General features: G+C 57.7%; 13 protein-coding genes. All 13 read left to right on the forward strand.

Features of this window, described 5'->3' with window-relative positions; genetic code table 11:
• Positions 1-21 precede the first annotated feature (21 nt).
• The 13 genes from gatB to ACSYSS_RS01330 all read left to right on the forward strand — a co-directional run bounded on the left by gatB (position 22) and on the right by ACSYSS_RS01330 (position 22135).
• The gene (gene gatB, locus ACSYSS_RS01270; protein ID WP_491703720.1) at positions 22-1521 is read left to right on the forward strand and encodes an Asp-tRNA(Asn)/Glu-tRNA(Gln) amidotransferase subunit GatB; all 1500 of its coding nucleotides are present in this window, start codon (positions 22-24) and stop codon (positions 1519-1521) included.
• A gap of 254 nt (positions 1522-1775) precedes the next feature.
• Positions 1776-2753 carry a GNAT family N-acetyltransferase gene (locus ACSYSS_RS01275; RefSeq protein ID WP_491703721.1) on the forward strand — a complete coding sequence of 326 codons (978 nt, stop codon included), beginning with the start codon at positions 1776-1778 and terminating at the stop codon, positions 2751-2753.
• Complete coding sequence (locus ACSYSS_RS01280; RefSeq protein WP_491703722.1) at positions 2750-3073, forward strand: DUF2469 domain-containing protein; 324 nt, start codon at positions 2750-2752, stop codon at positions 3071-3073. Before ACSYSS_RS01275 ends, ACSYSS_RS01280 begins: the two co-directional genes overlap by 4 nt.
• A 253-nt stretch (positions 3074-3326) precedes the next feature.
• The gene (locus tag ACSYSS_RS01285) at positions 3327-5000 is read left to right on the forward strand and encodes an NAD(P)/FAD-dependent oxidoreductase (RefSeq protein WP_491704314.1); all 1674 of its coding nucleotides are present in this window, start codon (positions 3327-3329) and stop codon (positions 4998-5000) included.
• Positions 5001-5324: 324 nt separating this feature from the next.
• The gene (rho, locus tag ACSYSS_RS01290; RefSeq protein ID WP_491703723.1) at positions 5325-7517 is read left to right on the forward strand and encodes a transcription termination factor Rho; all 2193 of its coding nucleotides are present in this window, start codon (positions 5325-5327) and stop codon (positions 7515-7517) included.
• Positions 7518-7524: 7 nt separating this feature from the next.
• Complete coding sequence (locus tag ACSYSS_RS01295) at positions 7525-7926, forward strand: chorismate mutase (RefSeq protein WP_491703724.1); 402 nt, start codon at positions 7525-7527, stop codon at positions 7924-7926.
• Positions 7927-8029: 103 nt separating this feature from the next.
• Positions 8030-9109: a LacI family DNA-binding transcriptional regulator gene (locus ACSYSS_RS01300; RefSeq protein WP_491704315.1), complete on the forward strand. Its 1080-nt coding sequence runs from the start codon at positions 8030-8032 to the stop codon at positions 9107-9109.
• Positions 9110-9780: 671 nt separating this feature from the next.
• Positions 9781-11391 carry a xylulokinase gene (locus ACSYSS_RS01305; RefSeq protein ID WP_491703725.1) on the forward strand — a complete coding sequence of 537 codons (1611 nt, stop codon included), beginning with the start codon at positions 9781-9783 and terminating at the stop codon, positions 11389-11391.
• Between the two features lie 176 nt (positions 11392-11567).
• Positions 11568-13085: an L-arabinose isomerase gene (araA, locus tag ACSYSS_RS01310; RefSeq protein WP_491703726.1), complete on the forward strand. Its 1518-nt coding sequence runs from the start codon at positions 11568-11570 to the stop codon at positions 13083-13085.
• 561 nt (positions 13086-13646) lie between these two features.
• Positions 13647-15032: an ATP-binding protein gene (locus ACSYSS_RS01315; RefSeq protein ID WP_491703727.1), complete on the forward strand. Its 1386-nt coding sequence runs from the start codon at positions 13647-13649 to the stop codon at positions 15030-15032.
• Positions 15033-15248: 216 nt separating this feature from the next.
• Entirely contained in the window at positions 15249-16133 is an 885-nt protein-coding gene (locus tag ACSYSS_RS01320; protein ID WP_491703728.1) for an aldo/keto reductase, read from the forward strand.
• Between the two features lie 539 nt (positions 16134-16672).
• Positions 16673-18199, forward strand: a complete 1527-nt coding sequence (gene arfA / locus ACSYSS_RS01325; protein WP_491703729.1) for an arabinosylfuranosidase ArfA — start codon at positions 16673-16675, stop codon at positions 18197-18199.
• A gap of 363 nt (positions 18200-18562) precedes the next feature.
• Positions 18563-22135 (forward strand): glycoside hydrolase family 2 TIM barrel-domain containing protein, encoded by a 3573-nt coding sequence (locus ACSYSS_RS01330; protein ID WP_491703730.1) that lies wholly within the window; start codon positions 18563-18565, stop codon positions 22133-22135.
• Positions 22136-22859 lie beyond the last annotated feature (724 nt).

Here is a 22859-nt window from a genome sequence, read left to right on the forward strand (position 1 = left end):
ACGGCGAAGGAGATATAGATCATGGCTGAAAAATTGATGAAATATTCCGATGCCGTCAAGGAGTTCGACCCGGTATTCGGTTTGGAGACCCACGTCGAGCTCTGCACAAACACGAAACTGTTCTGCCCGGCGCATATCGAGTTCGGCGGCGAGCCCAACACGCAGCTCACCCCGGTGAGCCTCGGCCTGCCTGGCAGCCTGCCGGTGGTCAATCAGACCGCCGTCGACTTCGCCATCAAGCTGGGGCTTGCGCTGCACTGCCACATCAACGAGTGGAGCCAGTTCGCGCGCAAGAACTACTTCTATCCGGACATGCCGCGCGATTACCAGATCTCGCAGTTCGACAAGCCCACCAACGGCGAGGGCTACCTCGACGTGGAGCTTGACGACGGCACCGTCTTCCGCGTGCCGATCGAGCGTGCGCACATCGAGGACGACGCCGGCAAGAACACCCACGTCGGCGGTGCCGATGGCCGCATCGAGGGTGCCGACCATTCGCTGGTCGATTACAACCGCGCAGGCGTGCCGCTCATCGAAATCGTCACCAAGCCCGTCGAGGGTGCCGGTGAGCGCGTGCCGGAGATCGCCGGCGCCTATGTGCGCGCCATCCGCGACATCGTGCGTGCCTTGGGTATCTCCCATGGTCGCATGGAGCAAGGCAACATGCGTGCCGATGTGAACATCTCGCTGCGCAGGCCGGGCGAGACCAAGCTTGGCACCCGCTCCGAGACCAAGAACGTCAACTCGTTCCACGGCATTGAGCGCACCTTGCAGTATGAGATTCGCCGTCAGGCCGCCATTCTGGACGCCGGTGGGGAGATTCTGCAGGAGACCCGCCACTGGGATGAGTCCACGCAGACCACCGCAGGCGGCCGCGTGAAGTCCGATGCGAACGACTACCGCTACTTCCCCGACCCGGACCTGGTCATGCTGCACATCACGCAGGACCACATCGACGAGATCGCCAAGACCATGCCCGAGATGCCCGCCGAGCGCCGTAAGCGCTTGCAGAAGGAGTGGGGCCTTTCGGATCTGGAGATGCGCGACCTCATCAATGCCGACGCGCTCGACCTGGTGGAGGAGACCGTCAAGGCTGGTGCCGGTGCCGCCGGAGCCCGCAAGTGGTGGCTCGGAGAGATCTCCCGCGAGGCCAACGCTCGCAGCGTCTCGCTGGAAGAGCTGCCGATCACCCCGGCCGATGTGGCCGAAGTGGAGAAGCTTGTGGCGGATGGTAAGCTGAACGACAAACTCGCGAAGCAGACGGTATCTGGCGTGCTGAAGGGCGAGGGCACACCTGACCAAGTGGTGAAGAAGCACAATTACCAGGTGGTTTCTGACGATGGCGCTCTCGATAAGGCTGTTGACGAGGCTCTAGCAGCCAATCCAGACATTGCGGAAAAGCTCAAGAGCGGCAACATGAAGCCGATGGGAGCCATCATTGGTGCCGTCATGCGCGCCACTCACGGCCAGGCCGACGCCAAAGCCGTCTCCTCCCTCGTCATCAAGAAGATGAAGGGATGAGCGGGCCGATATCAGGCACGTTCATTGACGGGTTTGGGCCAGTTGCACATTGCAGCTGGCCCAAACCGAGTTTTTGGGATGTAAACCGTAACTTTCGGTCAGGTCAAGTCAGTCAGCGGAGACACGGCATGGGCGCCATGGGCTAGAGCGCCAAGGTGAATAGGGTCTGAGGCGCGTAATTTTCTTTCAACCAATAGTCAGTCTGATGCAGTATCCTTGAAACCGTTTCAAGCACGTACAAGGGGCGATAGCGAATGTCCAGCAGCGAGGAAAAATCGACGGAGCAGCAGGTCTCTCGGCAGCTGCCTGAGCGCATGAATATTCCTAAAATCAGTGGTGAGATGGTTCATCTGCGCCCCGCTACACTTAATGACCTGTTGAGGCTTGACGAGTTGCAGGCCTACTACAATGCATCCGGCATCACCGGCAAGGATGAGCGAGCGGAACGTGCCATTGTTCACACATGGTTGAAGCGTTCTGTCGCATGGGCTAACGGCGTTGCGCCGAGTGAATCCGGTGTGGGCGACCCGGAGCTGCGCCGCACCATCGCCTGGGCTGTGCTTACCGATGCCGACCATGATGCTGACGGTGAGGTGGACGCAGGCCAGACGGACAACGTCATCGGCATGGTCTTTCTCATCGATATCGACGGATGGTCGCGTTCGGCCCGCATCCAGATGCTGCTTGGCAAGGAATATCGCGGTCGTGGTTATTCGCGTGACACGATGCCGCGTGTGATGACATATGCATTCGCGTCCGAGCCCGCGGGTTTGGGGATGCACCGCATCTGGGTCGCTGTGCCGGAGAAGAACACGCGCTCGCTTTCCGTCTACCAGTCCCTTGGTTTCATGCCTTCCGGAACTTCCAGAGACTCGCTTTGGGATGCCGAAATCGGTAAATATCAAGACCTCATTGTCATGGACACCCTTGCTGACGAGTACGATCCGATTGCTTCGCTCGATGCGTTCGGCATGCATGTCATTGCCAGCAATCCTGGCGTACAGGAGGCTCTGACGGCGCATGAGCATTCCGTCGAGATTGCTCAGCGAAAGCCCTCCGCGGCCCCCGAGGAGTCCTCCCGATGGCCCTATGCCGCCAACCATGAGAAGAAGTCAAAAAAGGCATGGTGGCGCAATCTTAGCCGGGGTTCGAGCAAGGGTGACGATGATGCGGGCGACAATGACGGCAATGTAGATGCCTCCTTGCGTCGGAACGAAGGAGGCCGTCGTTGAGTGCCGAAGACCTCGATAACTATGAAACCGATGCCGAATTGGCTCTGTACCGCGAGTACCGCGATGTCATCAAATTATTCACATATGTAGTGGAGACCGAGCGTCGCTTTTATTTGGCGAACAAAGTGGATTTCAACGTACGTTCCGCCGGCCAAGATGTCTATTTTGATGTTCAGCTGACCGATGCATGGGTTTGGGATGTCTATCGCTCGTCGAGATTCGTCAAGAACGTGCGTATTGTTACATTCAAAGATGTCAACGTTGAAGAAGTTCAGAAGTCGGATATCGATATTCCCGAATCGTTGGATGACATGAAATGATGCTATAGGCTTACCGTATAGTATATTTAATCTGATTTGCAGATTAAACACTGGGAACGTTAAGAATATCCGACAACTATTAATGATGAATCGGTATTGGTTATCGGTGGAGATATGCACTGCGCAGTTCGCGGGTGTTGTGTTTGAGGAGGTAGTGATGGTCGACGCAAAGGCTGAACGTGCCGAGGTTGCCAAAGCCGAGGAAGCGCCTACAAAAGGTGGGGTGAATGAGCCGCACGAGGGTTCTGACAAGCTGTCGGGTGGTAAGCCAGCCAGGAAATCAGTGGTGATTATCGGTGGCGGCCCCGCCGGACTTACTGCGGCTTGGGAGTTGGCGAAGGATGGCGGCTGCGGCCCCGACGGCAAGTTTGATGTCACCGTCTTGGAGGCATCGAAGCAGTTCGGCGGCATATCGCGCACCGTCAAGCACAACGGCAACCGCATGGATATCGGTGGTCACCGTTTCTTCTCCAAAGACGACCGCATCATGGACTGGTGGAAGAACATCATGCCATTGCAGGGTGCGCCATCCTACGATGACAAGAAGCTCGGTCGTCACCATGACCTCGAGCCCGGTGGCCCGGACCCTGAGCAGACGGACAAGGTGATGCTCAAGCGCCACCGTGTCTCCCGCATCTATTGGAACAAACACTTCCTGGACTACCCGATCAGTCTCTCGCCTGCGTTGTTCAAGGCGCTGGGTTTCAAGCTCACCATGAAGGCAGGTTTCAGTTATTTGAAGTCCATGGTGCACAAACTGCCTGAGACCAATCTGGAGAACTTCTACATCAACCGCTTCGGCAGGCAGCTCTACTCCATGTTCTTCGAGGGATACACCGAGAAGCTGTGGGGGCGTCACCCGCGCGAGATCAGCGCCGACTGGGGTGCGCAGCGTGTGCGCGGCCTGAGCGTCATCAGCGTGCTCAAGAACGCCATCCAAAAGATGATGCCCAAGAAGCGTGATTCCAGCCAGGTGGAGACCAGCCTCATCGAGGAATTCTGGTACCCCAAGCTCGGCCCGGGCCAGCTCTGGGAGATTGTGGAGCGGCAGTGCGTCGACGGCGGCGTGAAGGTGCTCACGGATGCCAACGTGGTGGAGATCCGCCAGGAAGACAGCAAGATTGCCTCTGTGGTCTACGCCGATGCGGAAGGCAGGCGCACCGAGCTCAAGGCGGACGAGTTCATCAGCTCGATGCCGCTTAAGGACCTGGTCAATGCCATCGATGCTCCGTCCAAGAACGCCAATGCGTCCGCCGATGCCGATGGTGCTGTTGCGCCGGCGACTGACCGTACGCCAGTGCCTGCCGAAATGGTGCGTGTGGCCAATGGGCTTCCCTACCGCGACTTCGTCACCGTGGGTCTGTTGGTTGACAGGCTGCGCCTCAAGAACACGACCAACATCCCCACTCTCGGCAATCCGCCAATCGTACCGGACTGCTGGATCTATGTGCAGGATCCGGGCTACAAGGTCGGTCGCTTCCAGATCTTCAACAACTGGAGCCCCTATATGGTCAAGGATGTGGACACCAAGGTGTGGGTCGGTCTCGAGTACTTCTGCAAGGAAGGCGACGACTTCTGGAACATGAGTGAGGAAGAGGCCGTCCAGCTCGCCATCAAGGAGCTCACGCGCATGCGCGTCATCAACGGAAAGTCCGACGTGCTCGACTCTCACCGTGAACGCGTCAGGAAGGCGTACCCCGCCTATTTCGACACCTACACCCAGATGCCTGAACTCATCGACTATCTCGACACATTCGGCAACCTGTATTGTGTGGGTCGTAACGGTCAGCATCGCTACAACAATCAGGATCATTCCATGGCCACCGCCATTGAAGCCGTAGGCAACATCAAGTCTGGTCGCAAAGACAAGAAGAACGTCTGGTCCGTGAACACCGAGAAGTCCTATCACGAGGAGAAAAGCGCGTAGCAACAAGGTTTCCAGCCGTACAAAATCGGCGGCTATGAGCGGCGGGCACTTCATTGTGCCTGCCGTTTTGTGTTGCAATGTTTGGTAGACGAAGTATGTTACGGTCGCTGTGGAGTCAGCGGTCTAATGAAGTCGTGCCGCCACGCCGGTAGAGCCTCAGTCCCCGACGTACTGTATAGTGTAAGAAAGTTCGAAGCCTTGTTTTAAAGGCGAACACTCAATCGCGGTATAGGTACCGCATCTTTTTCATAAAGCTCTCAGGCATTATTGCAAAGAGAGTCAGGGAAAGGCATACCAGTGGCAATAAGCCAAGATATTACAAATATGAAGCTGTCTGAATTGAAGCAGCTAGCCAAACAGATGGGTCTTCGCGGCACGTCGACGATGCGCAAGCCGGATCTAATCGCCACTCTGCAGGCTGCGCGTTCGGGAGGTCAGGCACCAGAGGGTGTCAGCGTACGTGAAGTACAGGTTGAACGTGAGGTGAAGCCGAAGGCGACTGCCGCTAAGGTCGATTTGGATGCCTCTGCGTCTCCTTCTTCTGCGGACAATGCGCCATCCCAGTCGTCTCCCGAGACTGCCCGGCCTCAACGAGTAGGGGGCAATGCAACGGAGAAACCATCCGTGTCGGAGGCCACTACAACCGATGATGCCAAAGGCACCAGTGATGGCCAAGCCCACCGTGTGAATCGCAAAGCGCCTGCGCGGACATCGGACGGCAATCGTGACCCTGAAGGCGGGGATTCTTCGGATCAGGGGGAATTGACGTTGAATGATGCTGCATTCTCACCTCGCCGCAGCCGTGCGAACTCCGCTGAAAAACATGGTGCAGGGGTTGGCAGTGGCAATGTTCGCGAGGAGGACGGCGATCAATCAGAACAGGGCTCAAAGCAAGGTCGCTCTGCAAGACTTCGTCGCAAGCCCGTAGAGATGAATCTGCTTGAGGACCTCGGTTTGGATGCCCCACGTCACCGCAATCGTGATTTCAATGGTCAGCATGGCCGTGGCACTCACTCATCTGAACGGCTTTATCGTCGTCGTGCAGTGGAACAAGCCGATGGTTCGGCCCGTGCAGACAGCCATGGTAATGATGGCGTTCGTGATCTGGATGATATTCTGGCAACATTGCCCGTGACTGAACGCTCAAACAACGATACCGAGGAGGAGAATCATGATTTCGTGCGTCGCGGACGTACGCATGAAGAGCGTTATGGACGAAGTGACTCTTCCGATCGTAGCCGTACCCGCCAGCGGAGGACGCGTGAGCGTGAAGAAGAAGCTGATGCTGAATATGAAGGTGGTGAGGTAAGGGATCGCGGTGGTCGTGATGCTCGTGAGGAGCGTGATGGCACCTCTCGTATCCGTCGAGGTGCAAGAAGTCAAGAGAACAATCTGGTGCCTGTGGCAGGCATTGTTGATGTGCTTGATTCCTATGCCTTCGTCCGTACCTCCGGATATCTGCCTGGAACAAACGACATCTACGTCTCCATGGGGCAGATTCGCAAGTATGGTCTGCGCAAGGGCGATGCGGTGAAAGGCTTCATTCGTCCGGTACGCGAAGGCGAAAGACGCAATCAGCGGCAGAAGTTCGTTCCGCTGCAGTCCATCGAAACCATTAACGGCATCGCTGTGGATGAGGTGGGTGATAGGCCGAATTTCTCCAAGCTCACCCCACTGTATCCTCAGGAAAGGCTGAAGCAGGAGACGGGTCAGAGTAACCTCATTGGGCGCCTGGTCGACCTTGTGGCGCCAATCGGCAAAGGTCAGCGTGGTTTGATTGTTTCCCCTCCAAAAGCAGGGAAGACCATTACGTTGCAGAACATCGCCAATTCCATCACCACGAACAATCCTGAAGTCCATCTGATGGTGGTGCTCGTGGACGAGCGGCCCGAAGAAGTGACCGACATGGAGCGCACGGTGCAGGGCGAGGTCATTTCCTCAACGTTTGACCGTCCGGCATCCGACCACACCATGGTGGCCGAGCTTGCCATCGAGCGTGCCAAGCGGCTCGTTGAGCTCGGACAGGATGTGGTGGTGCTTCTCGACTCCATGACCCGTCTTGCCCGTGCCTACAACATCTCGGCACCCGCTTCGGGCCGGATCCTCTCCGGTGGTGTGGACGCTCAGGCACTCTACCCACCCAAGAAGTTCTTTGGTGCGGCTCGAAACATCGAAAACGGTGGGTCGCTGACCATCATCGCCTCCGCGCTGGTGGAGACGGGCTCGAAGATGGATGAGGTCATTTTCGAGGAGTTCAAGGGCACCGGCAACATGGAACTGCGCCTTTCCCGCGACTTGGCGGACAAGCGCCTCTTCCCGGCGATCGATATGAACGCCTCCGGCACCCGCCGCGAGGAGCTCATCACGCCTCCTGACGAACTGGCCATCATCTACCGCCTGCGTCGCTTGCTGGGTGGCATGGAGCCTGAACAGGCTTACCAAACGATTGTGCCGAGGCTCAAGAAGACCGCCACGAACCGCGACTTCCTCAAGAGTCTCATCCAGCAGCAGAACTAAGGCCACCATGAATGAGCAGGACGATGAGAGCAGTGCTGGCTGGCAGGATACGACCATAGACAGCGCCAGCGCAGGTGGAGATCCTAAGATTTTACGTAACGTCCATCGCATCAAGGAGTTGCGTCAGTCCATCGACAACATCGACACAGCCATCACCTCCTTGCTGGCGGAACGGTTCAAGGCCACAGCCGAAGTCGGAGAGCTCAAGGCGCGTTCCGGATTCTCACCTGAGGATCCTGAACGCGAGGCCAGACAGTCTGCTCGCCAGCAGCAAGTGGCTGTGGATGCAGGCCTCGATCCCGAGATTGCCGAGACCTATCGTCAGTTCGTCGTCGAAGAGGTGAAAAAGCGCCATCAGCGGATTCTCGATGCGAGAGGAGATGCCGGTGTGTTAGACGTATATGCTTGAGGCAAATGCACTGGAGTAGCATGGTGGCGTGATGAGGCGATAGCTTAGGGGGGTTGAGATGACTCGAAAAGGCTCAGAAAGCAGGGGTGCTAAGGCTCCCTCCATGTTCGACGTGGCAAAGCTTGCCGGTGTGAGCCATCAGACCGTTTCTCGCGTGATCAACCACTCTCCCAGCGTCTCGGACTCCACGCGCGCACGGGTTCAACAGGTCGTCGACCAGCTCGGGTACAGACCGAGCAATTCTGCCAGAACATTGGCTTCCAAACATTCACATACCATCGGTCTCATCGCCGGAGGCCAGCATTTCTTTGGCCCGATCTCCACCCTGGCGTCGTTGGAGGAACTTGCCAGGCGCCATGGTCTGTTCGTCACGGTTTCGCTGGTTCACGAGGCATTGTGCACCCAGGAGGAATTCGAGGAGCTGTGCCGAACGTTCGAAGAGCAGAGCGTCGATGTGTTCATCATGCTTGCGCCCACTGATGTGATGTTTTCCGCCGCATGCAGGGTGCGTCTTGCCGAGCCCCGGGTCCTGGTCACATCCACCCATGGCCAGGTGAGCATGGGGCAGGCTGGTCGAATGATGAACGATGAAGATCGTCGGCATACCGCCATTGTGGGTCTCGATCAGTGGCGGGCCGTGGAACAGATAGCGTCATCGGTGTCCAAACTGGGGCATCGCTCGGTGTGGTATTTTGCCGGGCCTTTGCAATGGCGCGATGCAGTGACGAGACTTGTTGCTTGGCGCAAGGAGGCGGCTTTGCATTCCATCGACACCAAAGTTGTGCAATGCCATACCTGGGATTCTAGCGAGGCGTATTCCCATATGAACCGCGAATTGGAGCGTCTGGGGCAGATAGGACAGAATCGTCCGACAGCCGTGATTACAGCCAACGACGCCCAAGCCGTAGGCGTGTATAGAGCGCTCAGGGAGCACGGGCTACGCATTCCGCAGGATATGAGCGTGGTGGGGTTCGATGATATGTCTGGAATGGACAACATGATGCCTCCGTTGACCACAGTGCATCCGGATTTTGATCAGCTCGGCGCCGATGCAATGCATGAGGCGTTGCGTCTATTGGGTTTGGGGCCTCAGACCTCATTCTTGAACGCTCAGCATGGTGCCGGTTTGGTGCCCTGTGAAGTAGTGCAGCGCCGCTCATTGGGGCCTGCGCCAAGGGCATAGCGGGGAGCTGCGTGTTGGACATGATTGGGGAGTGATTCTGGCCATTCGTTGAGATGCTAGCTGGTGCGGCCCATCGCAAATTGAAATCTGCGCTTTACGCTCGTGACACTGAGATCGATGCCCTTGATGGCATTCATCAGAGTCTCTATTTGACCAGCAATGAAGCTCAATTGTGTCCGTATAGTCCGATCGAACGGGGTATTGTCGGGCTAAACGGACGTTTTCCGTCCCAAAAGTGTCCGTTTGGCCCGACTGATGAATGGAATTCGACGGAGGAGAGACCATTGTTGACTTTGTCCATAATCATGATTCTGCATTATGTGCGTGGGTGGGCAAGTCCGTCGATTCGACGCTAGGTAGGGGTTGATATTCCGGTGGGCACATTGATGAATCGATGAAGATTGTACTTGGCTATGTTGCCTTGCAACTTGAGATTGTTGTTTGTTGGTTTGGGCGAATAATCCCAGACAAGGTGACCCAGACTGTCATTTTCTGCATGATTTTCGTTGGTTTAGGTCGGTTCGGCGAGGCCAAGTGGCTGGAATCAACGCAGCGAATCAACGGGGGCAGTGTTTCCTATCCATTGCTTAGGATACAATGTAGTAGTAATTGTTAGCGCTAACAAATTTGTTGAAGTTATAGTCGCCGCAAAGAAGCTAGGAGGTCCGTCCATGGATGATACAGCTGCAACAAGAATCAGGGAGGGGCATACCGCGCTCGGCATTGAGTTCGGTTCCACCCGCATCAAGGCGGTGCTCATCGACTCTGCCACGTATACAACGCTGGCTTCCGGCGACTACGGCTGGGAGAACAAGCTGGAGAATGGTCTATGGACCTATTCGCTTGATGACATCTGGAGTGGATTGCAAGCTGCCTATGCGGCGCTCGCGTCCGATGTGAAGTCGCACTATGAAGAGCCTTTGACCACCACCGGTTCGATTGGTTTCTCCGCCATGATGCACGGCTATCTCGCCTTCGACAAGGACGGCGAGCTGCTGGTGCCCTTCCGCACCTGGCGCAACTCCAACACCCACGAGGCACATGAGAAACTTTCGCAGCTCTTCCAATACAACATCCCCGAGCGTTGGTCCATTGCCCATCTCTATCAGTGCATCCTGAACAAGGAGGAGCACGTGCCGTCCGTGGCCTACTTCACCACGCTCGCCGGCTACGTGCATTGGAAGCTCACAGGCCGCAAGGTACTCGGCGTGGGCGATGCCTCCGGTATGTTTCCCATCGATGCCAAGACGCGTGACTGGAACCAGAAGTTCATGGCACAGTTCGAGGCTCTGCCTGAGGTCGCCGCGCAGCCTTGGAAACTGGCTGATCTGTTGCCGCAGGTGCTGCTCGCGGGTCAGGACGCCGGGAGTCTGACTGCCGAGGGCGCCAAGCTGCTCGATCCCACTGGCACGCTGCAGCCCGGCATCCCGCTCGCTCCTCCCGAGGGTGATGCCGGCACCGGCATGATCGCCACGAATTCCGTGCGCGTGGGCACCGGTAACATTTCGGCCGGCACCTCCACGTTCGCCACGGTGGTGCTGGACCACAGCCTGACCAAGTTCCACCCCGAGATCGACCTGGTCTCCACTCCTTCCGGCGAGCCTGCCGGCATGAGCCATGCCAACAACTTCACGTCCGACCTCAACGCCTGGGTCAAGGTGTTCGCCGATTTCGCCAAGTCCATTGGCGCCAAGGTGAGCGACGGCGACCTCTACTCGGCGCTGTTCAATGCGGCGATTGGTCTGGATGCCGATGCCGACGCTGGCGGTTTGGTGAACTATTGCTTCTATTCCGGCGAGTTCCTTGCGGGGTTGGAAGAAGGCCGTCCGGTCTTCGCCCGTGGCCCAGAGGCCAACATGAACCTGGCCAACTTCATGCGCGCCCAGCTCTTCGGCGCCTTCTGTCCGGTGACCATCGGCATGAACATCATGACCAAGGAGGAGGGCGTGAAAGTCACCTCCATGGTTGGTCATGGTGGCATCTTCAAGACCCCGCGTGTGGCGCAGAAGATTCTGGCTGGGGCGTTTGACGCACCCATCACCGTCATGTCCACCGCCGCCGAGGGAGGGGCCTGGGGCATGGCCGTGCTTGCGGACTATCTGCGTCATGCCGAGACCCCGTTGCCCGATTACCTTGAGCAGCGGGTCTTCAAGGACGCCGAGTCCACCACCGAGCAGCCTGACCCTGCGGACGTGGCCGGGTTCGCCTCGTTCTTCGAGCAGTTCAAGAAGTCCCTGCCGGTGGAGCAGGCCGCCATCGACACCATCGCCTTGGAGCGATGAGTCCGCATGCGTAATGCATTGCGTTCGGTCAGGTTGACCACAGATATATGTTGTGCTGGACGCTCCGGGCCGCTCGGCCAAGTCTTACGCCAGCACAACATACATCTGTGGACAGCCGCGTTACCAAAGTGTTAAAGATTTAAAACTAATCGAACAACCAACAAAAGGAAGTCAATATGACATTCGCAAATCCCTATGAAGGCAAGACCATCTGGTTCGGCGTGGGCAGCCAGGACCTCTACGGCGAGGACGCGCTGCGCCAGGTGGCCGAGCAGTCCACGAAGATCGTGGACGCGCTCAACGCCACGGGCAGGATTCCGGTCAAGCTCGTCCTGAAGCCCACGCTGAAGTCTTCTGACGGTGTCAAGTCGTTCATGTCCGAGGCCTCCGCCGATCCCAGCTGCATCGGTGTGGTGGCTTGGATGCACACGTTCTCGCCCGCCAAGATGTGGATTCGTGGCCTGAGGGTGCTCACCAAGCCGCTGCTGCAGCTCAACACCCAGTTCCACAAGGAGATTCCGTGGGACACCATCGACATGGACTTCATGAACCTCAACCAGTCCGCCCATGGCGACCGTGAGTTCGGCTACATCCTGACCCGCCTGGGTATTCCGCGCAAGATTGTGGTCGGCCACTACACCGACCCCGAGGTTGCAGAGAAGATCGGCACCTGGGCCCGCGCCTGCGAGGGCTGGAACGAGGCGCAGAACATGCGCGTCATGCGTTGGGGCGACAACATGCGCAACGTGGCCGTCACCGAAGGCGACAAGACCGAGGTCGAACGCGTCTTCGGCACGCAGGTCAACACCTGGGCCGTCAACGAATTGGTCAGTTACTACGAGAAGGTCAAGGACAGCCAGGTCAACGATCTCATCGAGGACTACAAGGCCAAGTACGACGTGGCGCCCGAGCTGCTCGACTCCCGCTATGACGAGCTCAAGGTGGCCGCGCGCGAAGAGGCCGCCATGGTCAACATGATGAACGACAACGGCGCCACCGCCTGCGTCGACAACTTCGAGGACCTGGGCACCCTCCCGCAGCTACCGGGTGTCGGTGCACAGCGCATGCCCAGCGAGTACGGTTTCGGCTTCTCCGCCGAGGGCGACTGGAAGACCTCGGTGCTGGTGCGCATCGGCAATGTGATGGGCTATGGCCTTGATGGCGGTGCCAGCCTCATGGAGGACTACTCCTACAACTTCGTGCTGGGCCATGAGATGGACATGGGCTCCCACATGCTTGAGGTCTCGCCTTCGGTCGGCTCCATCGCCAAGCCGAAGCTGGAGATCCATCCGCTGGGTATCGGCAATAAGTCCGATCCGGTGCGTCTGGTCTTCACCGTGGCTCCGCACCAGGGCGCCGTGGTGGTTTCCATGGCCGATATGCGTGAGCGCTTCCGCCTGCTCATGGACGTGGTCGATGTGGTTGAGCCCGAGGGGTCGCTGAAGGCGCTGCCTTGCGCTCGCGGACTGTGGAAGCCGCGTCCGAGCCTCAAAGTGGCGGCGGAGTGCTGGCTGCGCGCCGGCGGCTCACATCACACCTGCATGACCACTTCCGTGGGTCGTGAGGCTTGGGAGGACTTCGCCCGCATCGCCGGAGTGGAGCTCGCCACCGTCGACGAGACCACCGATCCACGCCGCTTCGAGCGTGACTTGGAACTCAGTGAAATGGTACACCGCCTCGACAACCGTATGTGATCGGCTGAGACTCTCCTCGAAAGAGGTTGCCCCTACCTTTTGCGACGTTTGGTGTCGCTTTTGGTAGGGGCAGTTTTCTTCTCCTACCTTTTGCGACGTTAAGTGTCGCTTTTGGTAGGTAGAGTTCCTTCCTCCTACTGATTGCGACGTTTGGTGTCGCTTTTGGTAGGCAAAGTCCTTTTCCCTTATTTATTACGACATGTGAGGTCGCAAAAGGTAGGGGGATTTTGTCATATGAGTTATGTTCGTTTGTGGCTCTGAGGGCGGACGTTTGGTGTGACTTGTCGCTTGTATTCGTATGTTTCGTTCGTCAGTGGGTGTTCAGCGGACGTTTTGTGCGAAGTGGCCGTTGATTTCGTACGGTTCGTACATTAGGCCTCGACGATATTGTCAAGGTGGGTATCAGCGTTGAGATGATCTTACAGTCTGAGACTGCAAGATTAATAGAAACTTGCAGTCTGAAACTACAAGATGTATACTAATCTTGCAGTTTGAAATTGCAAGAAAATAGATAACTTGCAGTATGAGACTACAAGTTTGTTTGCAGACAGGGGGCGCGAAATGAACGGATTGGTGGCTTCGATTGTCCGTGAGCAGCAGGATGCCGGCATTCCTGAGGTTTTTTCCCGTGACCTGAGCTTGGGCCCTGTCCAGCAGCCTCGGCGTGGCAATCTTGTGCAGGCCGTGGTTGGGGTGCGTCGTTGCGGCAAGACGTACCGACTCTATCAGGAGATGCGACGGGTGCTTGCCGAGACGCAGTTCGATGAGTCTGCGTTGCTGTACTTCAATTTCGAGGACGAGCGGTTGCGCCCGTATTCTTCAACGCTGATCAACGATGTGGTCGAGGCGTTCTTTGAGTTGCATCCTGAGGCACGCACGCGCGGTGCCTTCTTTTTCTTCGACGAGATCCAAGAGGTACCGGATTGGGGACTGGCTTTGCGCAGGCTTGTCGACACCCAGAAAGCAACCATCTATGTTTCCGGTTCATCTTCGAGAATGCTTTCCAGCGAGATTGCCACGGAGTTCCGCGGCCGTTCGCTGTCCAGAGAGCTGTTTCCCATGAGTTTTTCCGAATTCGCACGGTTCCATGGTTTTGATATGGGTGATGTGCCGAAAGCCAGGGGAGGGCGAGTCTTCACCCAGGCCGAACGTACGCAACTGAGACGGTTGTGCTCGCAATATCTGGAGCGGGGAGGGTTCATCGCCGTGCAGAACCTGGAGATGCCGGATGCTGTGTCACTGTTGCAAAGTTACGCGAACCGCACCGTGGGCAGCGATATCGTCGAGCGCTACGATGTGCGCAGTCCCGTTGCGGCGGTGCGTTTTATCTCGCGGTGCCTGGCCTCATCCGGACGGGCGCTTTCGATCAACAAGGTGCGTGGCGAATTTGCGGGGCAGGGGCTGAAGACATCGCGCGAGACGTTGGCGGCGTTGCTGTCCTATTATGAGGATGCCTATCTGATGTTTACGGTGCCTGAGTTCTCCCGGGCGTTGGCGAGCAATCCGCGCACCTCACCTAAGGTCTATGCGGTCGATCCGGGGATGTTCCTTGCGTTTTCCAAAGCCTCGTCTGTGGAGTATGGGCAGCGGCTTGAGACGGCGGTGTTTCTGAAGCTTAGGCGTTCTGAGCGTTTGGTGCGGGACGGCAGCGTGTCTCGTCTGTTGTTTGCCGAGGGTGGGCGGCGCCACGAGGTGGATTTTGTGGTCGGTGATGCGTTGACGCAAACGGCTTATCGTTTGGTTCAGGTGTGTTGGTCGTTGGCGGGCGTAGGTGGCCAGGACGGTGGTGAGACCAGGCGCCGTGAGGTCTCCGCGCTGAGGGCGGCCATGCAAAAATACGGGCAGAGCCGAGGTGTCATCGTCACGTTCGATGAGCAGGAGAGCATCGATGTCGAGGAGGGTGTGATCGATGTCGTTCCTGCTTGGCAGTGGCTGTTGGATGAGTGAGTCGGTGTGTGCTATACGCTGTGTCAAATGGCTCTAGGTGAACGTTTGGTATCGTTTGGTGTTTGTGCTCGTATGGTTCGTTCACTGATGAGCGTTCGATGGATGTTTTGTGCGAGGTGGGTGTTGGTTTCGTGCAGTTCGTTCAGCTGGACTGTTAACGACTCTGCTTTTCCCGGTGAATCCGTAAACTGGAGAAAGCGAAATGAAGGAGTGATTATGGGGCAGCAGATGCAGCAGGACAGACGAAACGGCGCGGCACCGGTGCCGACGGTCAAATTGAACGATGGCAATGATATTCCGCAAGTGGGGCTCGGCGTGCTCCATATCGGCGACGATGACGTGGCCGGCGTGGTTGAGTCCGCGCTCAAGGTGGGTTACCGCCACATCGATGCAGCGGCGGGCTACGAGAACGAGGGGGGCGTGGGTCGGGCGCTCGCGGATGCCGGGTTCAACAAGGGTGAGGCGCGCAAGAGTCTGTGGGTTACCACCAAACTCAAGGATTCGGAGCAGGGCTACGACAGTGCGCTGAAGGCCTTCGATCGTCAGATCGGGCTGCTTGGGCTCGACTATGTGGATATGTATATGCTCCACTGGCCTACGCCGTTCAACTGGCGTAGCGGCGAAAGCTGGAGGGCGATGGCTAAGCTGCGTGGCGAGGGCCGCATCCGCACGCTCGGCGTCTGCAACTTCCTGCCAGAGCACTTGCAGCGCCTTCACGACGAGATCGGCGAATGGCCCGCCATCGATCAGATCGAGCTGCATCCCACCTATCAGCAGCGCGAGGTGGTCGACTTTTGCCGCTCTCATGGCATAGCGGTGGAAGCGTATTCGCCGATTGCCCGCGGTCAGGACTTCGCGGCTGGCGACGGTGTGGTGGAGTCCATCGCGAAGGTCCACGGTGTTTCGGCGGCGCAGGTGATTCTACGGTGGCACATCGAGGAGGGCTTCATCGTCATCCCCAAGTCGGTGCATGAGTCGCGTCAGCGCGAGAACCTGGATCTGTTCGGTTTCGCCCTCACGTCCGAGGAGCATGCCGCCATCAGCGCGCTCGATGGCAATGGCAGCATGGGCCACGACCCGATGACCTTCACCTACGCCTGAAGTCACTGTTATTGCATCTTTGGCTTTGTTGTAGCGGCTTTCCTCGGCGATTGGGGTAGTGTAAGGCGGTGATGTTGCCGATGTGGAAGTGGCAACATTCGTGGTTGTAGTTGTGATTGTTGGAATCGCCGTTCTGCCTCCTGCCGTCGATTAGTTTGGTTGTCTGTTCACTGGCTGCCGTTTCGTTCGAAAGATTAAATTATCGGTGTCCGGTGCCATCATGTCTGTCTCGAAGCTACTGATTTGTCTGTTTGTTTGCCCTGCGGCCACCGATTCATTGGATTAATTGACTGTCTGTTCAAAGAATGTCGCAGTTTTCTATCGACAAAGGTATAGAGGAATCCCAGCAACGCGGTCGTTGAATATCAATGACATACTGGTAAAGGCCCCTTTGAACATGCTGCCTTGGGCATGTGCCATGGTTCCAATGTTGTACACTGAAAAGCACAATGAGATATCAATGAATGATTCGTGTGAATGGGGAGTGCGCTTGGTTCCATGGCACGGGCCGTCGGTGTCACCGTACAAAGGAGCAGGGAATGGGCAATGACATTCAGCATGCGAGGTTGGTTGTGGATAGGGCGTTCGAGGTTTCGCCGGTGGCCGACCGGTTGTTCGGCTCGTTCGTGGAGCATCTGGGCCGTTGCGTATACACGGGCATCTACGAGCCGGGCCATCCGACCGCGGACGCGGACGGTTTCCGCCGGGACGTCATCGATTTGGTGAGGGAGCTGGGCGTGACCACGATCCGCTATCCGGGCGGCAACTTCGTCTCCGGCTACCGTTGGGAGGATGGTGTGGGCCCGGTGGAGGAACGTCCGCGCCGCCTCGATCTGGCGTGGCACTCCACGGAGTCCAACCGGTTCGGTCTGCACGAGATGGCCAAGTGGCTGCGCAAGGTGGGCGGCAACGAGCTCATGGAGGCGGTGAACCTCGGCACCCGCGGCCTGCCGGAGGCTCTTGACCTGCTGGAGTACGCCAACGTGCCCGGCGGCACCAGGCTCTCCGAGGCCCGTCGTGCCAACGGGGCCGACAAGCCGTTCGACATCCGCATGTGGTGCCTGGGCAACGAGATGGACGGCCCCTGGCAGCTGGGGCACAGGGACGCGGACGACTACGGCAGGCTCGCCGCGTCGGTGGCGGCGGGCATGCGGCAGATCGACCCCGGCCTCGAGCTGGTGGTCTGCGGCTCCTCATCGCATGGCATGCCCACGTTCGGCGAATGGGAGGAGACGGTGCTCGGCCACACATACGAGAACGTGGACTTCGTCTCCTGCCACGCCTACTATCAGCCGCAGGACGGCGACATGGCCAGCTTCCTGGCCTCCGGGGTGGACATGGACGGCTTCATCAGGGATGTTTCGGCCGCCATCGAGGCCACGCGCTCGAGACTCAAGAGCAGGCACAGGGTCCACATCTCGTTCGACGAGTGGAACGTGTGGTACCAGGGCTGCGAGCCCAGCCGCACCCCCGAGGGCATCGGCAACTGGCCAGAGGCACCGCACCTGCTGGAGGACGTGTACTCCGTGGCCGACGCGGTGGTGGTGGGCGACCTCCTGATCACCCTGCTCAGGAACGCCGACAAGGTCAAGTCCGCAAGCCTGGCCCAGCTGGTCAACGTGATCGCCCCGATCATGACCGCCCCCGGAGGCCCGGCCTGGCGCCAGACCACGTTCTATCCCTTCGCCCTCACCGCCAGGTACGCCCGCGGCGGTGTCGTGCTGGAGCCCAAACTCGACTCCGACCCCACCGCAACCAAGAAGTACGGCGACGTGGACGCGGTCAACGCCGTCGCGGTCTGTCAGGCCGACGGCTCGGTGACGGTGTTCGCCGTGAACCGCTCGCTCGACAAGGCCGCGCATTTCGAGGTCGAGCTGCCTCAAGGCACCGTCATGGACCACGTTGATGTGCGGACCCTCCACGACGACGATATCCACGCCGCCAACACCATCGAACACCAGGACCGCATCACCCCGCACCCCAACACCACCGCCAAGACCACCGGGCCGAACGCGCTCACCGTCGACCTGCCCCCCGTATCATGGAACGCCATCCACATTGGCTGATTGTCGTGATATCTGGAATGTATCGCTTGGCATGGATAGTGCTTAGCGTGTGCATTTCGGCCGTCGAACCTGGTCTTGCCAACCATGTTGTGTTCTCATGCGGAAGTGAGAGTGCCTCCCTCGTGGAATTGAACGAGCTCGAGGCCATGACGCTGCCAACGGCGTGCAAATCAATCGCTGATGAAAAGCTAGTCATTGCGTATTCGGCGGAATGACGTATAGCATTGTTGTTTCCGAGAGTTCTGATTGCCACGCTAAAATCGAATAGGAATATGTGGTAAAACTGCATATGGCTGTACGACTGTTGCAATGGAGTAAAAGATAGACGTGTTTATACAACATTATTATGAGGATTCATCGCAATTGCATATCGGAGCGGAGCCGCCGAGAGCCTATTTCGTGCCCGATGCAGATCCCGCCGATCGACGTGGGGATTTGCGTGAAGGTTCTCCACGATTTGTGAGCTTGGATGGGGATTGGAGGTTCCAGTACTATTCCAGCGTCTACCAACTTGACGCCGAAGTGGAGCGGGCTGAAGCCACTGGGAATAGGCCTTTTTATGATGCACAGTTCGATGCGGAACGTGATGCCGGCGTAGGCGTCTTTGATTCCATCACAGTTCCTTCCACCTGGCAGATGCAGGGCTACGACAGCCAGCAATACACGAATGTGGAATATCCGTTCCCATACGACCCGCCGTACGTGCCCCAAGACGACCCGTGCGGCGTGTATCTCCGCGATTTCGACTACAAGACCATCGCCGAAGCACCGCGCGCCTTTCTCGATTTCGAGGGTGTGGATTCGTGCTTCTACGTATGGCTCAACGGTGCGTTCGTAGGCTACAGCCAAGTGAGCCACTCCACCAGTGAATTCGAGGTGACGCGGTTGCTGCGTCAAGGCCGTAACAGGGTGGCGGTGCTGGTCCTGAAGTGGTGCGACGGCAGTTATTTGGAGGATCAGGACAAGTTCCGCATGAGCGGCATCTTCCGCAGCGTATACCTATTGCGTCGTCCTCAGGCGGGCATTCGTGACTACTTCGTACACACAGATTTGGACGGCGGGCACCGTTCGGCGAAGGTGAACATCGATGTTGATTTTCTGGCGCCCGAACGTGCTAGGAGCAGGCTCGACGAGACTTCCGGCACGTTCATTTCCAACGATGCTAAGTCTGATGCAGACGGTGAGTCGCGCCCTGCAGAACTGGGTGGTGGCATCGGCGCCGGTGCCAAAGCATGCCCGGTGCGGGCTCTGCTGTACAGCCCAGAGGGCGATGTGGTGGCGCAAGGCGGTGTGGAGGTGAGAGGCGGCGCAAATGAACATGGCTCGAGTCGCGCTCGCGTATCGCTGACGGTTGAGAACCCCGAATTATGGAATGCCGAGCAGCCGAACCTATACCGTCTTGAACTGGAAACGTATGCCCAGGCGGGATGTGGCATTGATGGCATGCCGGCGGGTGCCAGTGCGCTGACGGATGGTGTTGTGGCCGGCGGCGCTTTCGGTGCGGGCGCGGTTCGGCTCGAAGTCATCACCGAATTCATCGGTATTCGTGAGGTGCACGTGGATGGCAATGTGGTCAAGGTCAACGGGCGGCCCATCAAGATACACGGTGTCAATCGCCATGACGGCGACCCTGTCACCGGCTTTACGATTGGCCAAAGCCAGTTGATGCGCGATTTGGCGCTGATGAAGGAGCATAATGTCAACGCCATACGCACCAGTCATTACCCCAATTCCCCGCAGTATTATGCGCTCTATGACAAGCTGGGTTTCTATGTCATCGCCGAGTCCGACCTTGAGGCACACGGCATCGAGACCTTGTATGGCAAGCAACCCGGCGAGAATGAGGGGGAGACTTGGAATGGCAGGATTGCCGACGAGCCCCGGTTCACCCGTTCCATCGTCGATCGTGTGCAGCGCAATGTGGAGAGCCATAAGAACCATCCTGCAGTCATCGTCTGGTCGATGGGCAATGAGTCTGGTTATGGATGTGGTTTTGAGGCGGCGCTCAAGTGGACAAAAAAGCGCGATTCGAGCAGATTGACCCATTACGAATCAGCCATCCACGGCGCGCCACGCAAGGGTTTGGACTATTCGAACCTCGATCTGTATTCGCGCATGTATCCATCCATTCAGATGATCGATGGATACTTCACGCCTGAAGGCCCACATGGGGTCAGTCCCTACGGTGACGATGGTGATGGCGGTCTGCGCCCCTTCTTCATGTGCGAGTTCTGCCATGCCATGGGCAATGGGCCGGGCGACTTGGAGGAGTATTTCCAAGCGTTCCAACGTTATGACGGTTTGCTGGGTGGTTGCGTTTGGGAATGGGCCGACCATGCCATTGACAAGGGACGTACGGTAGGCGGTCGCAAGGTCTATCTGTATGGTGGCGACCACGGTGAGTTCCCGCATCAGGGCAACTTCTGCATGGACGGCCTCGTGTACCCCGACCGTACGCCGCACACCGGTCTGAAGGAGTTCAAGAATGTGTTCCGCCCGGCGCGGGTAGTTCGTTTCGATGCTGCCGCCGGTGCTTTGCGGCTGCATAACTATATGGATTTTGTGGATCTTAAGGACTACGCCACGATTTCCTGGCAGATGTTGGTGGATGGCAATCCGGTCCAAGATGGATACTTTGCGCCTCGGCCTGGAGGCGCGGGTGCCAAGAGCCCGGCTTCCAAGGTTGGTGTCATCGCAAATTCTCGAAGTGATACGGATACTGCGGAAGGTGCCTACTGTGGGCAGGTGCCCAGCGTCCCTGCTCACGGCGAGGGCGAACTGACGTTGCCGGATTTGAGGGTTTCCCAGCAGGGCAAGGTGACGTTGCTCGTGCATTATGGACTGCTGAATGCCACGCAGGTGCTTCCCGTCGGGTTCGACCTTGGCTTTGACGAGGTGGCCGTGGCTGTGGAAGGCCGGAGCAATATGGCGGCTCAGGCGGTGCTCAAGGCCGATGCTTTCTCTGCGTCTGTACCCGGATCTTCCGCTGTTTCGCCAGCTGAGCTGTCTAGCGAATTGTCGGTCGGTTCTCTTGTGCCGGTGCCGATTGCGATGACTGAGACTGCTTCGCAGATTGTGCTCACTGGGGCGAATTGGCGCTATGTCTTTGACAGGCGCGTTGGCCTGGTCTCGTCGATGGCTGCCGATGACCGGCAGCTGCTGGCTCGGCCTGCCGAGCTCAACGTGTGGCGCGCGCCTACCGACAACGACATGTATATCAAGAAGGAGTGGGTGTCGGCCGGCTACAGCCGCACCTATGCCCGTGCCTATAGCTGTGAGGCCGAGTTGGAATCGCCGGATGGAGCTGATGCTTTTGGCGTCGTCGGTGGCGCGGCAGCTACCGTAAAATCCAGCATTGTCTTGGTGGCTCCTGTGGTGCAGCCCTCCGTCAAAGTGCGGGCGGAGTGGAAGGTCACTGCCGAGGGTGCGCTGAGCGTGAGATTTGAGGTGGAACGTGATGCAAGCGTCTTTCCGTTCCTGCCGCGCTTCGGCCTACGCCTCTTCCTGCCCAAAGCGATGGATCGGGTGGAGTTCTGTGGTTATGGGCCATATGAAAGCTATGTAGACAAGCATCGCAGCAGCCATTACGGCGTCTTCGAATCTACAGCCGAAGGATTGGTTGAGCATTATCTGCGTCCGCAGGAGAACGGTTCGCACTGGGGCACTGATTTGCTGAGTGTCACCGATGATTCCGCTGCCGGACTGACTGTCGCTGCGTCCAAGCCGTTCTCGTTCAACTGCTCGTCCTATACCCAAGAGGAACTCACTGAAAAGGGCCATGACTTCGAGCTTGAGGAGTCGCCCTACACGGTGCTCTGCCTGGACTACGCCCAGTCGGGTGTGGGTTCCAACTCCTGCGGCCCGGCGCTGGCAGACCGCTATCGGTTCAATCCGTCGAGCTTCGAGTTTGGTCTGACTCTTCAGCCACGGTGCTGATTTTCTAACGGTTTTCGCTATTTCCGCACCGATACGAAGCCACTAAGGTTTCGTATCGGTGCGACAACGACTCATAATCCTGGTAATGTGATGCGTTTAGCTAAGCGCGCCACATTACCGTCACTGAGACATGGCCAACAATGGAATTGCCGCGACCGGACAGACCCGCGCTACGGAACCATCGATAGCATCCTCGTAACGAATGGTTTTGTGGTACGAACAAAAGCATCGCCGTTGTCCGAGAAGGCATTTTTCAAGGCGGTGTATCCGTGAGTCGATGAGTCACAATGATTTGGCCAATGACACCAAGTCTGCGATGAGGTTGTTGGCAAAGGCTCTGATGAGTTCCTTGACGACGTCGTCATGCATGTTCCATTCAATCAGTGGAATGATACGTTCCAGTTCCTCGCGGAACAGGCTGACGGATAGTTTTTTCTGCTCCGATAGCGTCCATGATATTTATGCTGTCGTGTGTTTTATGCTGGGAAGTGTCAGTAATTGTGGGAATTACAACAATGTCCCGTGATCTGTGCCGAATAATGGCATCAATCATGGGACATTATCGATACGAGCGTTACTTTTTTTACTTCTTCTTCCGAGCCGGTGCCTCTCCGAGCTTGAAGTCTGTCACCGCCACATTCTCATCGTCCGCGGCACCGCCGTTCTTGGCTGTGCCATGCGCTGACGGTGTGGAGGATGTACCAGCGTCCCCACCTTCGGAGTT

This window comes from Bifidobacterium sp. ESL1118 (genome assembly GCF_058505595.1).